Genomic DNA, 13,723 nt, shown 5'->3' with positions numbered 1-13,723 from the left:
GAGCAGCAACCGTACACGCGACCACCTTACGTCGTCTCGCGAAACGCCTCCGCGAAGAACGTCGCAACCTCGCTCGCGATGGCGTCGCGTTTGCCGAGGAAGAAGTGGTCGCCGGCCAGCGCGGTGACCGTGTCGCCGCGTTCACGAGCGCGTTCGGCCACCGGTTCCCAGTCGACAGTCGTGTCCCGCTCGCCGTACAGGACGTGGATCGGCATCTCGAGGGCCTCGAGCGCGGCCAGTGTGTCGAGATCGTTGCCAAGTCGCGCTGTCGGCGCGAGAACCACGACAGCGTCGGGGTCGACATCCGCTGCGGCGAGTAGCGCCAGCGACGCGCCGAAACTGTAGCCGAAGACGCCGACTGGGAGCGCGTCAGCGTCCGTTTCACCGTCGTCGGCCGATTTACAACCCCCACCGTCGTATTTCTTACGAGCCCAGCGGACGGCATTGCGCACGTCCTCGCGCTCGCCATACCCCTCGTCCCACGGGCCGTAATCGAACCGGAGGCTGGCAATTCCCAACCCGCGAAGCGCCGCTGCGACCGCCACGAGGCGCCCGTCGCTGCGCGATCCCCCCTGCTGGGGATGGGGTGGACAGGCGACGACGATCGCATCGGTCCCATCTGGCGGTTCCTCGAGCGTCCCGCGGACGTCGCGACCCCCCGGAATCAAGACGTCGCTCATGGACAGCAGTTGGCTGCGAGCAGTAATCAAGGCTCGTCACTCGGTCGGCGATGATGGGCGCGATCGCGAACCGCCACGGTCGGGGAACGACTCGCGCAGCCGCAGCCGCTCGTATTCGCCGAGGACGGCGTAGCCGACGAACCCGAGCAGCAGCACAGAAATTCCGAGGCCCTGTACGCCGATCCCGATGGCCGGCCCGGTCACGCCGTACCACCCGACGACGGCGGCAACGATACCGATGCCGACGGCGGTCCCGATCGAACTCGAGCGGTGTTTGGAGCCGTCCCTGCGCAGGAACGTGGCACCCGCTCGATAACTCACGCCGACAGCTGCCACAGCGCCGAGCAGCGCGGCGACGGTGAGCGAGGACACGAAAATCGACGCGAAGAACGTGGTCACGCCGCTGACACACGCCCCGAAACCGACCTGCTGGAGAGACGCGAGTCCGGTCCGGTGCTGGCTCGAGGCCCGCGTGGCACCCGCCTTGTCGGCGACGATCGTGGGGTCGGAATCGTCGATGTGGGTTCGACTCGAGTCGCCGTCATCCCGGTCGACGTGTGTGACGCGCTGCCCGGCGGTGAGGTGCGCTCGAGGGCGGTAGGTGCCGTCCTCAAGATTCGCTATGGTCTCGATAGGGTTCGGTATGGCCTCGCGTTCGCGCTCGTTCGCGTCATCTGCCTCGGCATCGGACAGGGGGTCGGTGATCGGCGCCTCGTCGCCGGGCCACTCGATCGCAACGTCATCGAAGGCGATCGGGAGCCCGGCCGCGACCACGAAGTTCGGGTGATCCTGCAGCTGAAAGTGGAGGTGGGGTTCCGAGGAGTTCCCGGAGTGACCACAGCGACCGATCTCCTCGCCGCGCTGTACGCGGTCCCCGGGTGCGACCGTCACGCTGCCGGGGACGAGGTGGGCCAGACAGCTGTACTCGTCGGCGGCGTGCTGGAGCACCACATAGTTCCCGCGGATGTCCCGCTTCAGAGGGTGGGCAACGCCGCCGCCGCGGGACGGCTCGAGATCGTCGTCGAGGACGTCGACCACGACGCCGGCGGCGGGGGCGAGGATCGGTTCGTCGTAGCAGTAGTAGCCCTCGACGTCCGCGCCCGACGCCTCGGGGGCGGTCCGTCCCTCCGCGTCGGTGATGACGAAATCGTACGCGTACCGCTGGGTCGCCGGGAACCACGAGTGCGAGTAGTCGTGGTCGTAGCTGCCGTTCACGACGGTCCAGGCGCTATCGAACGGGAGTCGGTAGGAGACCCGCTGGTCGTAGCCCTCTGCGTCGGGGAGGGAGCCGCGGTGGCGCGCAAACGCGACGGCGCTACCAAGCCACTGCATCGCGTCCTGTGCAAGGACGAACGGATTGAGAAATCCCAGCGGCAGCATGAGAAACCACGCGGCGTACTCCCGCCAGTTCCCCATGTAGATCCAGTCGGTCGGCTCGACCGTCTCGTCCTCGTCGGTCCCGCGTCGGACCACCAGTTCGACGAGCGGCGCGACGAACGGCCAGAGGAAAAAGAAGAAGAACATCTCGAAGAGCTCCAGGACCGCGAGCGATTCGAAGACGTAGCTCGGAATCGCAAGCAGCCCCAGCAGCGCGAGGTACATCGGCTCGAACGACCGGATCCCCCGACGAAGGCGAGCGGCGATTGGCATCTGTTCGGCGGTCGAGCGTTCGGTCATAGGACAGTATCGGTCCGGTCAGTATGTAATCGCTTTGCGAAGTCAATTTCACAACGCGTGATGACACGTCACGCACCACGCCCGACCGTCCGGAACGATCAATGCACCGTTGGGAGAACGATCGCCCATGACGACGGACGACGCACCGGAGCCCACCGTTCGGGAGGCATTCTCCATACTGAACCACGAGATCCGCCTCGAGATCCTGCTGGCGTTGCTCGAGGACTGGGACGCCGTCTACACGGAGCCGAAGTCCTACGCCGAGCTGATGGACGCGGTCGGGATGCGTGACAGCGGGAAGTTCAACTACCACCTCGACAAGCTTCGGGGCGTCTACGTCCGCGAAGTCGAGGACGGCTACGTGCCGACGGCGAGCGTGACCGCGCTTTACAGGACCGTGCTCGCTCACCGGCCGACCGAGCGCCGCGAGTTCGAGTCGAGCGAAATCGAGTCGGCGTGTCCCCGCTGTGAGGCGGCGCTGGTCCTGTGCTACGAGCGCGGATTCGCGACCGTCGACTGCCCGGCGTGCGAGGAGTGGGACGGGTTCACCTATCCGTTCCCGAAGAACGGCCTCGAGGAGCAGGACGCGGGCGCGATCGCCCGCACGGTCGCCCGTCGCGCCAGACGCGACATCGGACTGGCCCGCGCCGGTCAGTGTCCGTTCTGTGCGGGGGCGACGACCGTCACCCTCCGTCTCGAGGCCCTCGAGAGCGACAACGACGGCGGCAGCGACGGCAACGGCGACGCTGGTGGCGCCGAAATCGCAGACTGCGGGCGCGATCCCTGGGTCGAAATCACCTGCGATGACTGCACGTTCCTCGCGGGCGTACGGCCGATGACGGCGTTGCTGACCGACGCCCAGGCCGCGGGCGCGCTCGCCGATGCCGGCTTCGACCTCGAGCGCTACGACTGGGAGTTGCCGGCTCCGACGGTGCGAGTCGAGTCTCGAGAGCCGACGCGGATCGCGCTCGAGGTCGACGGCGACGAGGGGAACGGCTCGGTGACGGCCGTCGTCGACGACGCGTTCGCGGTCCGCTCGGTCACCGTCGGTTCGTAGCGCCTCGAGGCCCGCGAACCTCGCGCCAACTTCGGGTCGCTCGAGCGAGTAGGCGGCCGGTAACCAGCGTCGAGCGATCGCCCCGGTGGCGGCCGCGTTCATCGCAGACTGTTGACGATGTGATGTTTTTAAGGGCGACGAGCGATACGTACGACTATGGGCATCCTCTCTCGGACCTCCTACATCATCCGGTCGAAGCTCAACTCGGTGCTCAACCGCGCCGAGGATCCGACGGAGACGCTCGACTACTCCTACGAGCAGATGCGCGACCAGCTCCAGGACGTCAAACGGGGCATCGCGGATCTGACCACGCAGAAAAAGCGCCTCGAGATGCAGAAACGGCGCCTGGAGGAGAACGTCGACAAACACAACGATCAGGCCCGAACCGCGGTCCAGCAGGGCCAGGAGGATCTGGCGCGGCGCGCACTCGAGAAGAAGAAGACGAAGATGAACCAGATCGAGGATCTCGAGCGCCAGATAACGAACTTACAGAGCCAGCAGGACAAGCTGATCGACCAGAAGAACGAGCTCCAGAGCCGCATCGAGGAGTTCCGCACCAAGAAGGAGACGATGAAGGCCCGCCACGAGGCCGCGAAGGCGAGTTCGACGGTGTCCGAAGCGATAACGGCCACCGGCGAGGAGTTCGAGGACGTCGGTCGAGCGATCGATCGCGCCGAGGAGCAGACCGAAGACATGGAAGCCCGAGCCGCCGCGATGGACGAACTCCACGAGTCCGGCGCGTTCGACGACGTCCTCTCGGACAAGGACAACATCGATCGCGAACTCGAGCAACTGGAGACCGACAGCGGCGTCGAGGCCGAACTCGAGACGTTGAAATCCGAGATGGGGGACGGAAGCAGCGAAACCGAGGCCGAACCGGCCGGCGACGTCGAGAACGAGGCCGTCGAGGAGGACATCGAGGACATGGAGGCGGAGGTCGACGACAGCGAAGTCGAGGCCGAACTCGCGGAGCTTCAGGACGAGGAGAACGCCTGAGTTCGCCGTCGAAAGCGCCCCGATAGCGAAGCGAGCGGCGACCGGTCCCTGTCGGATCCCGCGCGATCGTTTTCTCGCAGTGGTCAGTGGGGTAACGACTACCACAGTCGACGTTGAACGCCGAGTATGGCCACGGATACGGAGACAGATACGGACGCGTTCGACGAGATTTCGCTGACCAACCAAGTCGTCTTACTTGGCGTCGCCGAACTGCAGCGACGCGACGAGACGCCGGCCCAGACCCACGTGCTGCGACGCGTCTGCAGGACGCAACTCGAGGGCGTCAATGTGGGCGTCATCGGGACGCTCACTGAAGCAGACGTAATGCGATCGCTCTACCGACTCGAGGACGAGGGGTTCGTCGAGGAGATCGAAACCGAAGGGACGTCGCCGACTGGGAAGGGACGCCCCGCGTACGCGCTCAACGTCGCCCCCGAAATCGTCGAGGAGGGCGTCGCCGACGAACTCCTTGAGTCCACCGACTGAGGGGAGCCGGTGCGTCAGGTCGCGGCCGGAGAGCCGCTAGGACGGCGTTCCCAACACCGCGATGTCGTAGTCGGCGACGTCCGACGGCGCCTCGAGGACGACCACCAGAAATTCCCAGGTTTCGCCGCCCCCGAGGTCTCCTGTCGTGGTCAGATACTGACCGATCACGTTGCCGGCGTCGTTGTAGATCCGAGTTCGCACTTCGACGATCTGGAGCCGATCGCTGCCCGTGTTCTCGACGGTTCCCTGCACGGTCGACCCGAGATAGCCGTCTTCGACGATAAACTCGTGGTCGGTCAGCGAGAGCGGGTCTAGCGGCGTCACCGACTGCGAGGGCTGCTGATTGGCGAGCGCCGCCGCCGTGGACATCTCCGAGGTGTTTCGACTCGAGACGTTGCTGGCGTTTATTTCGACGCCGTTGCCGTCCTCGTAGGAGGGTTCGCCGGCGAGGCCCCCGCTGCCGGTACAGCCGGCGACCGCGGCCGAGACGCCCGCACCGACCGCCGCGAGGAGGCGGCGTCGGCTCGTCGACTCCTGCTGGGTCATCGTCCTCGCGTCCCCCTCCGCGAGTGGGTTCCGTCACCGAGCATGTATCTGATTGACACCGCCGACACATTTCAGTGTAGTCCCTGAAGGGGCAATTCTCGAGGCCGAGGGGACGCGTCCGAGTGAATTGCCACCATCAAACACTGTCGGCTACCTGCGCCCGGACCCACGTCGCGGCCGCCGTGGTCCGAGTGCGGCGTGGCGGTGTGCAACGCAGGACCTTATTGTCGGGTCCGTGGAACGTGGCGCCATGAGTCCCTCCGAGACGGACGATTCGCTCGAGTCGTTCGGAGCAGATGTCGGATCGAAATCGGGCGTACTGTCCGGGTTCCGAGAGTGGTTCGTCGTCGAGGGGGACCGCGTGGCGGTCGCGGTGCTCCTGTCGGGCGTCGTACTCGCACTGCTGGTCGTCCTCCGCTGGCTCAGAATCATCGCGTTTACGAATCCCAACTCCGTCACGCGCGTCGCCAGCGGCATGATCGCCGGAACGTTCTCGCTAGTGACGCTGGTCGTCTCGGTCAACCAGCTCATTCTCTCTCAGGAGTTCAGCGCGGCCGGTAGAGCGCGGGATCGACTCGAGGGCGTCATCGACTTTCGGCGGGACGTCGCGACGACCACGATGGTTCCGGCGAGTCCGCCCACGCCGACGCGGGTCCTCGAGTTGCTCACCGAATCGATCCGTCACGACGCCGCCGACCTCGCGAACGCGGTCGAAAATAGCGACGACGAGGTCCGCGAGCCCATCACGCGGTACACGAACGCGATCCAGGAACGGACCGAGCGCGTCGACGAGGTCCTCGAAGAGGGGGAGTTCGGCTCGTTCACGGCCATCTCCGCGGCGATCAACTACGACGAGGCGTGGCACCTGCACGTCGCCACGTATCTGCGCGGCGAGTACGGCGACGAACTGTCGCCGACGGCGGCGGAGCACCTCGACGAGTTGATCGACTCCCTGAAGCTGTTCGGCGTGGCCCGCGAGCAGTTCAAGACGACCTACCTGCAGCGGGAGCTCACCCGGTTCTCGCAGCTGACGATTTACTGCGGCGTGCCGTCGATCCTGTCCGCGATCCTGATCGGACTCCTGTACGCCGACTTCACGGGCCCGAGCGTCAGCGCCGCCGTGCTCCCGTCCGTCACTATGGGGCTGATCGTCGTCGGCCTCACACCGCTCGCCCTCCTCGTGTCCTACATTCTCCGGACGGCGACCGTCACGCGCCGTAGCGCCTCGGTCGGGCCGATGGTCCCCCAGAAGGACCCCGACGAAGGGCCGTTCGACGTGACGTACGGCGAGGACGCCTGACTACTCCCAGCCGACGTCCTCGCCACGGTCGGTCTCTCGGAGGATGAACGGGCCGATCGCGAGCGTCCACTTCGCGACGGTGACGACCCGAAGGATGTATGACAGGAAGATCGCGAAGGGCGTCACACCGACGGCGAAGGCGAGGCCGACGAACAACAGTCCCTGATCGAACCCCGCGATCACCCCGGCCACGTCACCGACTTCGAAGACGAGGATCATGTACGCCGAAACCGCCAGCGCCGGCAGGGCGAGATACGCCAGCGACCGCGAGAGGGTGATGATCTCCCACCGGAAGTACAGCGTCTTGAAGTGCTCGCGGGCGGGGCCGAAAAAGCTGAGGACCTCGAGCAACTCCTCGAGTTGCGCGTCGATGTCGTGGGGGAGCGTCTCCTCGTGGCGATTTCGCACACGGTTTCCGGTGTAGATCTTCCAGGAGTAGTTGTACTCCAACGCGGCCTTGACGACCTCGAACTGGCCGAACTGTTTACCCTCGAGTTTGTCGGCGACCCGCTCGGCGTCGGCGGCGATCCCCTCGGCGTACTCGCGGACGTCCTGACGGACCGCCTCGTCGAGATCCGGGTCGGACTCGAGCGTCGCGATGAGTTCGTCGGCCCGGTCCCCGGTCGCGTCGACGAGGCCGCGGAGGAACGCGGAGGGTTCCGGCGGGCTGGTAGTTCGATCGACGGCGTCTTCGGTATCTCGGCGGAACTCCATCGCGCCGGCCATGCGCTCGCGCTGATCGCCGACCGGGCCGAGTTCCTCGGCGAGGACGAACTGGTTGAACGTCAAGATGAGGGTGACGCCCATGATGATCCCGATGATGGTCGGGGTGAACGTCGAGGCGATCGGAGCGGGGTCGAACAGCTTCGAGATGGAGCCGGGGCCGAACGTCCCGAGAACGACGAGCAGAGCGTAGGAAACGGCGAGCATCACGCAGGCGACGAGAACGCGATTCCCCTCGACCAGAAACCACAGCATGGGTCGACCGCCGCGAACGCGGTCGACCATGGTGTTCGACGTCTCATCGCTGGCACTCTCGCCGGACTTCCTCATGGATGCGGTCGTACCATGGCCCCTCCTACAAGCCTTTGGCCGTCAGCGGTAGCCGCTTCGGGGAACGAAGTGCGGCCGTCGACGTCGGGGTTGCTTTCGCCCGGATGAGTCTTTTACCCGACGGCGTGGTCCCTTCGACACAGTCAATGAGCGACTCGGACTCGAGCGGCGTGTTGGGCCAACGGGCCGGCGTCGGCGGCCCGCGGCTGTGGGTGTTGCTTCGGCTGAACCGCTGGCTCTTCACAGCGGCCGTGCTGGTGATCGTGTTCGCCGTGCTGGTCGGGGCCAATCTGTTCGGGCTCGCGCCCCACCGTGTACTCGTCGAACGACACAACGCGACCTTCTGGATCTTCTCTGGATTCATCGGGGCGATTATCACGGGCACGTCGATCGTCGTCACGATCAACCAGCTGGTGCTCTCGCAGGAGCTCGGCGCCGTCGGCGAACAGCGGGATCGGATGCAGGAGGCGATGAATTTCCGTCGGGATATCGAGGACTCGCTCGAGGACGAGGACGTGACCCCGCCGGAACCCGCGGCGTTCCTCTACGAACTCGTCGACGGCGTCGAGGAGGAAGCGGAGGACTTCGAGCAGGCGGTGTCGGACGACCACAGCGACGAGCTTCAGGAGAAAGTCTCCGACTACGTCGACGATACGACCGAGAACGCACGCGTCGTCAAGGACGACCTCAAGGACGCCCAGTTCGGCACGTTCGACGTGATCTGGAACGCGCTGAACTTCAACTACTCGCGAAAGATCTACGACGCGCGGAAGATCCGCGCGGACCACGACGACGACCTGTCGGAGGATGCGGACGACGAGATCGACGAGATGATCAAAATCCTGAAATTCTTCGGACCGGCCAGGGAGCACTTCAAGACGCTGTACTTCCAGTGGGAACTGATCAACCTCTCACGGGCGCTGCTGTACGTCTCGGTCCCCGCCCTCACGGTGATGGCGCTGCTGATGATGTACATCGACGGCACCGCGTTCCCGGGGACGTTTCTGGGGATCGATAACCTCGTTTGGGTGACCAGCGCGGGGTTCGTGATCGGCATCGCGCCGTTCGTCATCTTCATCGTCTATATCCTGCGGATCGCCACCGTCGCGAAGCGGACGCTCGCGATGGGGCCCTTCATCCTGCGGGAGTCCGATCGAGACGAGGATCTGGGTTGACTCGCCGACGGCAGTCCTGCCGTAACTATTTCCGAACCATCGTCGTACCCTCGTGCCAAAGCAATGAGCGGCGACGGCTCCCAGCCCAGCGACACGATGGCCAAGCGCAGCGCGTCACCGACCGCGAAACACTGGCTCCTGCTGAACGCGAACCGATGGCTGATCACCGCGGTACTCATGCTGTTCGTCTTCGTCGGCCTGCTCGTCGTCGCCCGCGTCAGTCCCGTCTCGCTCAGGGCGCTCATGGGGACCGCTGATCCGGTCGAGACGCTCTTTCAGGCCCTAACCACTGCACTGATCACCGGCGTCACGCTCGTTGTCACGATCAATTCGCTGGTGCTCTCACAGGAACTCGGCGCCGTCGAGGACCAGCGCGAACGACTCGACGGTGCCCTCGAGTTTCGGACCGACATCGAGGAGTCCATCGATGCGCCGATCAGCCCACCGGAGCCGGCGTCGTTCGTCCAGGCGATCATCGCGGCCTCCGAGGATCGAGCGACCGACTTCCGCGAGGCCGTCTCGGAGAGCAAGGACGAGGAACTCAAAGAGCGCGTCGACGACTTCGTCGACAACGTCACGACCCACGCCGACTCGATCCGTGAGGACCTCGAGGACGCCGATTTCGGCACTTACGAGGTCGTCAAGGCCGCGCTGGACTACAACTACTCCTGGAAGATATTCCGGGCCCGCCGGATCAAGAACTCCCACGCTGACTCCTTCACCGACGAGGCCGAGGCCGCTTACGACGACCTCCTCGAGTCGCTGAAGCTGTTCGGCCTCGCCCGCGAACACTTCAAGACGCTGTATTTCCAGTGGGAGTTGATCAACCTCTCACGAGCGATGATGTACGTCGCCGTTCCCGCGCTGGTCGTCACGATGGGGATGCTGCTCTTTTTCGACGCGAACGCCGTGGTCGGGACCTACCTCGGCGTCGACGTCCTCGTCTGGATCGTCGCGGCGGCGGCGACCGTCGCCGTCGCCCCGTTCCTGCTGTTGGTCGCATTCATCCTGCGGATCGCGACGATGGCGAAACGAACACTGGCGATCGGTCCCTTCATCCTGCGGGACTCGAGTCGCGGCGAGGAGATCAACTGGGAGTGAGACCGCGCTCCGACAGCCTCGACGAGGAGCGCTCGCCGCGCCGGGCTTCTTGTATCTCGCCGTCAAAGAACCGACCATGGCGAGCGCTGCCACTGATACCGTTCGCGTCTGGCTGGTCGAACGGACCTACTCCGACGACGAACAGAACCTGATCATCCTCACCTACGCGACGACCGACGGCGAGCGCTACTTCCGGAAGGAGCGCGCGCTCACCTCGTTTACGGACGTTCGCGACACGACCGCGGGCGTCGACGTCGAGTCGGACAATCTCGGCGCCGTCGACGATCCCGAACTGCGAGAACAGTACGCCGCCGAGGCCCGGCGGATGGCCGAGGTTCACGACCCCGACGACGTCATCTGACGAGACGACGGCGGATCGACGGCACCCGCACTCGAGAAGGCGCGACCGCTCAGAGCGGCGCGCCGACGAGAACCAGCTTCACGCGTTCGTCGCTGCGGTTGAAGATCTGGCGGGTCTCCTCGGGGTCGAGGCGGATCGCATCGTCCTCCTCGAGCGTGACCGTCTCGTCGCGATCGGTCAGCTCGACCTCGGCGGTGCCACTGACCACGTAGTAGATCTCCTCCTGGCCGCGGTCGGCCTCGTCGTGTTCCATCCCCTTGCCGTCGGGCTCGAGCTCGAGGACGGAGATGCCGACGTGGTCGCTGTCGAGTTCGCCCTTGAGGAACCACATGTCGCCCGATTCGTCGTCGATAATCGACTCCGGATCGGTCTTACTGGCAGTGTCGTAGCCCATGCGCGGTCGTTCGTGGGCGGGGTGTAAATCGATGGGGGAAGCGGCACGTGCGTGAGGTGGCCGCGGTGAGCGGACGCGAGGCACGGACGGAGTGACCGCCTCGGAAAGAAGCAGGGCACGAAGCGTCCGTGAACGACTGAAACGAACGAATTGATTGAGGAAGGGTGTGGCACCTCCCCGTTGCTACGAGAGCAGAGCGCTTCGTTTCGCGTCAGTTCCTTCGAGCGTTCTGGATCGGACCAACCTCGAAGTAAACGAAGGTAGCGTAGGCGATTCCTAGTCCAAGTGACCCGGCGAAAGATACCGGCCAGTTCAGTGATTTTGACGGCTGCATAGCGGAGAACCCGAACGCAATCATAACGAAGGCGACTGTTATTCTGCTCCCTCGTTTGATCGCGTACGTTGCTGGTCCCTCCATCATAGAAGATTATACGTTCGGCAGTGAAGTAAATTCCACGATAGCCGTGCTGAGCGGCGAATTGCGTATGACGAAGTGTCGAGGCGAGGGCGGGAATCCCCCACCCCGAGAGTGATCGACGATCCGAATCCGGTCGATACGTCGCGGCCTGATTGCGAGATCCCTAGAGACCGAATCCGACGACTGTTAGGGACCGAACGCCTACTGACGGGTGTGATCCTCGTCGTCTGCGGGCCGCCGGGAGCGGGCAAGACCACCATCGCGACCGCGGTTCGGGATCGCCTCGAGGCCCGCGACGAATCCGTTCCCGTCCGACTCCATCACTCCGACGACTTCTCGAGTCGCACCTACGAGCAGTTGTTCGAGCGGGCCCGCGACGACCACCGCGAGGCGCTCACGATCGTCGACGGCACCTTCTACGAGCGCGAGTGGCAGACGCAGTTCCGGACGCTCGACTTCCGCGAGGAGATTCGCTTCGTCACCGTTACCGCGAGCCTCGAGACCTGCCTCGAGCGCAATCGAACCCGCGCGGAGCCGATCGAGGAACAGGGCGTCCACGTAGTCTACCGGGAGTTCGACGCGCCCGAGGACGCCCTCGAGATCGATACCGACGAGACGAGCGTCGGTGACGCGGTCGATCGGATCGTCGGCGCGCTCGAGTCGTGGGGCTGGCTGACCGATCGGGCCGAGTGAGTCCAAACCGAGTACTCGCTTTTCTGAGGGTCGACCCGACCGTTGAAATTTCGGACTCGTAACAGATATATGGAAACGAACCGTCAGTTGGAACGTCCATGTTCCGCCGGCTCGCGTCGCTCCGCGAGAGCAAGCCCCTCCGATCGATCGTCGGTACCGCCGCCTTGATCGCCGTACTCGGACTCAGCGGAATGACGCTCGGAGAGATCGCGCCGGTATTCGTCATCTTCGCGTCCTCGACGGTCCACGAGGTCGCGGACGACATCTACGACCTCCCAGCCGGGACGAACTGGCTCATCTACGGAACCGGGGTCGCCGCCGCAGGCGGCTGTCTGGCCCGGTTGTCGAGCGCGTCGCTCGGAGCGGTCATGGTGCTCGCCGGCCTCTGGTTCGTCCTCGACGGCGCGGTGACCGTTCGATACGGGCCGGCTCGAACGCGCCACGAGTACGTGACCGGTCTCGAGGACGACGCCGGCGAGATGATGCTCCGCGTTCAGACGGCGAACGTGGTGTCTCAGGCGCTCCGAGACGCTTCCGGTCCCCGAACGGTCACAGCACTCGCTACCGAGGTCGATCTCACCGAATCGCGCGTCGAGAGCACGCTCGAGTACTTGGCCCACGAGGGCCACGTCGAACGGGTTGGGGACCGATATCGCGCGATTCTGCATCGATGGGGCCGACTGACTCCCGTCGTCCGGTTTCTGGGTTGGCTCCCACGGCGAGTCGGGCGCCCGTTTCGGCGGCTGGTCGCGAGCGCGTTGTGAGATCCGTCCCGTCAGTGATGGGGTAGACGCGCCAACGCGATACTATAACCCTGGGACCAGCGCCGTGAGATCCTCGGGCCGCTGTTCCGGTTGTAGGTCGTCGGGCAGCACGTCCCAGCCGAGTTCGTCAGTCCCGGGTTCGGCGTCGGTCTCGAAGCCGGCTTCGGCGGCCGGCTCCTGCTCACGAGACTCCGCTGGCGGCGCGTTGTGGGCGTAGACGCTTTCGGGGTGGTCGATCGCCCAGACATGGAGCATGCAGGGCGTCCGGCACGGGAGGTCGATATCCCCGTCGGCGAAGTCGTGTTCGTAGGCCTGCTTGTAGTACCACCACGCGAACCGTCCGGGGAGACCGGAGTGGTAGTGCCAGGGAGAACAGGGCGTCTCCGGATCCGCAGTGGCGCCGATGGGGGCGTCGTCCGCCGGCTGGGCGTCGCTCGCTTCGCCGCCGTAGACCGCTGGCGGATCGATCTCCTCGCCGTTTCGCGTCGCGATGAACATCACACCGATCGATCGCCAGGACTCGTCGTCGACCAGCACCGACTCGGGTCGCTCGGGGTCGAGCACCGCGTCGTCGCCGACGTACTCCGGGTTGATCCAATGGGAGTAGCTGGCGTCCTCCCGCTCGAGCGTGTCGAAGTAGGGCTGGTATCCCGCATCGACGAGCGCGCCGACGTCGGGGTAGTGCTCCTCGAGGACCGCTTGCACCCCCGATCGGAGTTCGGTCGTCGTCGGGTGGTCGTCCGCACAGCCCTCTATCCCGTTCTCGACGCAGTGGCCCATGTTCGGCTCGAGGGTCGCGTCGGGACAGCGGTCGTCGAACCACGGCGTCCCCGCGGCGTTGCTCCCGCTCGCTCCCGCCGACCCGACACCGACTGTCGAAAACGCGGCCGTCCCCGCCGACGCTCGCAAGAGCGTTCGCCGAGAGACGGTCACGTCGTCGTCACCGTCAGACATACCAGCAGTTCTCCACCGACGACCGTTGTAAACCCCCGTTGACGACCGGGGAGACAGTCAGCGCACGT

The 13,723-nt window shown here is 65.2% G+C and carries 15 protein-coding genes; 9 read left to right on the top strand and 6 right to left on the bottom strand.

The features are described from left to right. Positions 1-26 precede the first annotated feature (26 nt). Entirely contained in the window at positions 27-680 is a 654-nt protein-coding gene (locus EH209_RS09395; protein ID WP_126662668.1) for an alpha/beta hydrolase, read from the bottom strand. Between the two features lie 36 nt (positions 681-716). Further along, entirely contained in the window at positions 717-2,357 is a 1,641-nt protein-coding gene (locus EH209_RS09390) for a M23 family metallopeptidase (RefSeq protein ID WP_126662667.1), read from the bottom strand. 127 nt (positions 2,358-2,484) lie between these two features. Here EH209_RS09390 and EH209_RS09385 point away from each other — a divergent pair, with 127 nt between their 5' ends. The 3 genes from EH209_RS09385 to EH209_RS09375 all read left to right on the top strand — a co-directional run bounded on the left by EH209_RS09385 (position 2,485) and on the right by EH209_RS09375 (position 4,896). Next, positions 2,485-3,414 carry a winged helix-turn-helix domain-containing protein gene (locus EH209_RS09385; RefSeq protein ID WP_126662666.1) on the top strand — a complete coding sequence of 310 codons (930 nt, stop codon included), beginning with the start codon at positions 2,485-2,487 and terminating at the stop codon, positions 3,412-3,414. A 156-nt stretch (positions 3,415-3,570) separates the two neighbouring features. Continuing rightward, positions 3,571-4,410: a PspA/IM30 family protein gene (locus EH209_RS09380; RefSeq protein WP_126662665.1), complete on the top strand. Its 840-nt coding sequence runs from the start codon at positions 3,571-3,573 to the stop codon at positions 4,408-4,410. A gap of 126 nt (positions 4,411-4,536) precedes the next feature. Then, positions 4,537-4,896, top strand: a complete 360-nt coding sequence (locus EH209_RS09375) for a hypothetical protein (protein WP_126662664.1) — start codon at positions 4,537-4,539, stop codon at positions 4,894-4,896. A 36-nt stretch (positions 4,897-4,932) separates the two neighbouring features. On the opposite strand, the gene EH209_RS09370 is transcribed toward EH209_RS09375, so the two are convergent. Beyond that, complete coding sequence (locus EH209_RS09370; RefSeq protein WP_126662663.1) at positions 4,933-5,442, bottom strand: FxLYD domain-containing protein; 510 nt, start codon at positions 5,440-5,442, stop codon at positions 4,933-4,935. Positions 5,443-5,692: 250 nt separating this feature from the next. On the opposite strand from EH209_RS09370, the gene EH209_RS09365 reads away from it, so the two are divergent. Then, positions 5,693-6,742: a hypothetical protein gene (locus tag EH209_RS09365; protein ID WP_126662662.1), complete on the top strand. Its 1,050-nt coding sequence runs from the start codon at positions 5,693-5,695 to the stop codon at positions 6,740-6,742. Here EH209_RS09365 and EH209_RS09360 read toward each other — a convergent pair whose 3' ends face one another. Then, the gene (locus tag EH209_RS09360; protein WP_126662661.1) at positions 6,743-7,795 is read right to left on the bottom strand and encodes a hypothetical protein; all 1,053 of its coding nucleotides are present in this window, start codon (positions 7,793-7,795) and stop codon (positions 6,743-6,745) included. Positions 7,796-7,941: 146 nt separating this feature from the next. Here EH209_RS09360 and EH209_RS09355 point away from each other — a divergent pair, with 146 nt between their 5' ends. From EH209_RS09355 to EH209_RS09345, 3 genes are all read left to right on the top strand, one after another. After that, complete coding sequence (locus EH209_RS09355) at positions 7,942-8,970, top strand: hypothetical protein (RefSeq protein ID WP_126662660.1); 1,029 nt, start codon at positions 7,942-7,944, stop codon at positions 8,968-8,970. Between the two features lie 63 nt (positions 8,971-9,033). Continuing rightward, a complete protein-coding gene (locus EH209_RS09350) occupies positions 9,034-10,071 on the top strand; it encodes a hypothetical protein (protein ID WP_126662659.1) in 1,038 nt (345 codons plus the stop codon). A gap of 76 nt (positions 10,072-10,147) precedes the next feature. Beyond that, positions 10,148-10,432, top strand: coding sequence for a hypothetical protein (locus EH209_RS09345; protein ID WP_126662658.1), 285 nt, complete (start codon positions 10,148-10,150; stop codon positions 10,430-10,432). 49 nt (positions 10,433-10,481) lie between these two features. Here the strand turns inward: EH209_RS09345 and EH209_RS09340 are convergent, their stop codons facing one another. Then, on the bottom strand, positions 10,482-10,826 hold the full coding sequence (locus tag EH209_RS09340) for a cupin domain-containing protein (protein ID WP_126662657.1): 345 nt from the start codon (positions 10,824-10,826) through the stop codon (positions 10,482-10,484). A 631-nt stretch (positions 10,827-11,457) separates the two neighbouring features. On the opposite strand from EH209_RS09340, the gene EH209_RS09335 reads away from it, so the two are divergent. Then, on the top strand, positions 11,458-11,937 hold the full coding sequence (locus EH209_RS09335; protein ID WP_126662656.1) for an ATP-binding protein: 480 nt from the start codon (positions 11,458-11,460) through the stop codon (positions 11,935-11,937). Between the two features lie 98 nt (positions 11,938-12,035). Next, complete coding sequence (locus tag EH209_RS09330) at positions 12,036-12,701, top strand: hypothetical protein (protein WP_126662655.1); 666 nt, start codon at positions 12,036-12,038, stop codon at positions 12,699-12,701. Positions 12,702-12,743: 42 nt separating this feature from the next. Here the strand turns inward: EH209_RS09330 and EH209_RS09325 are convergent, their stop codons facing one another. After that, positions 12,744-13,655, bottom strand: coding sequence for a hypothetical protein (locus EH209_RS09325; RefSeq protein WP_126662654.1), 912 nt, complete (start codon positions 13,653-13,655; stop codon positions 12,744-12,746). Positions 13,656-13,723: the final 68 nt, after the last annotated feature.

This window comes from Haloterrigena salifodinae, assembly GCF_003977755.1.
Classification (GTDB): domain Archaea; phylum Halobacteriota; class Halobacteria; order Halobacteriales; family Natrialbaceae; genus Haloterrigena; species Haloterrigena salifodinae.
This window is presented reverse-complemented; position numbering and strand designations above follow the sequence as displayed.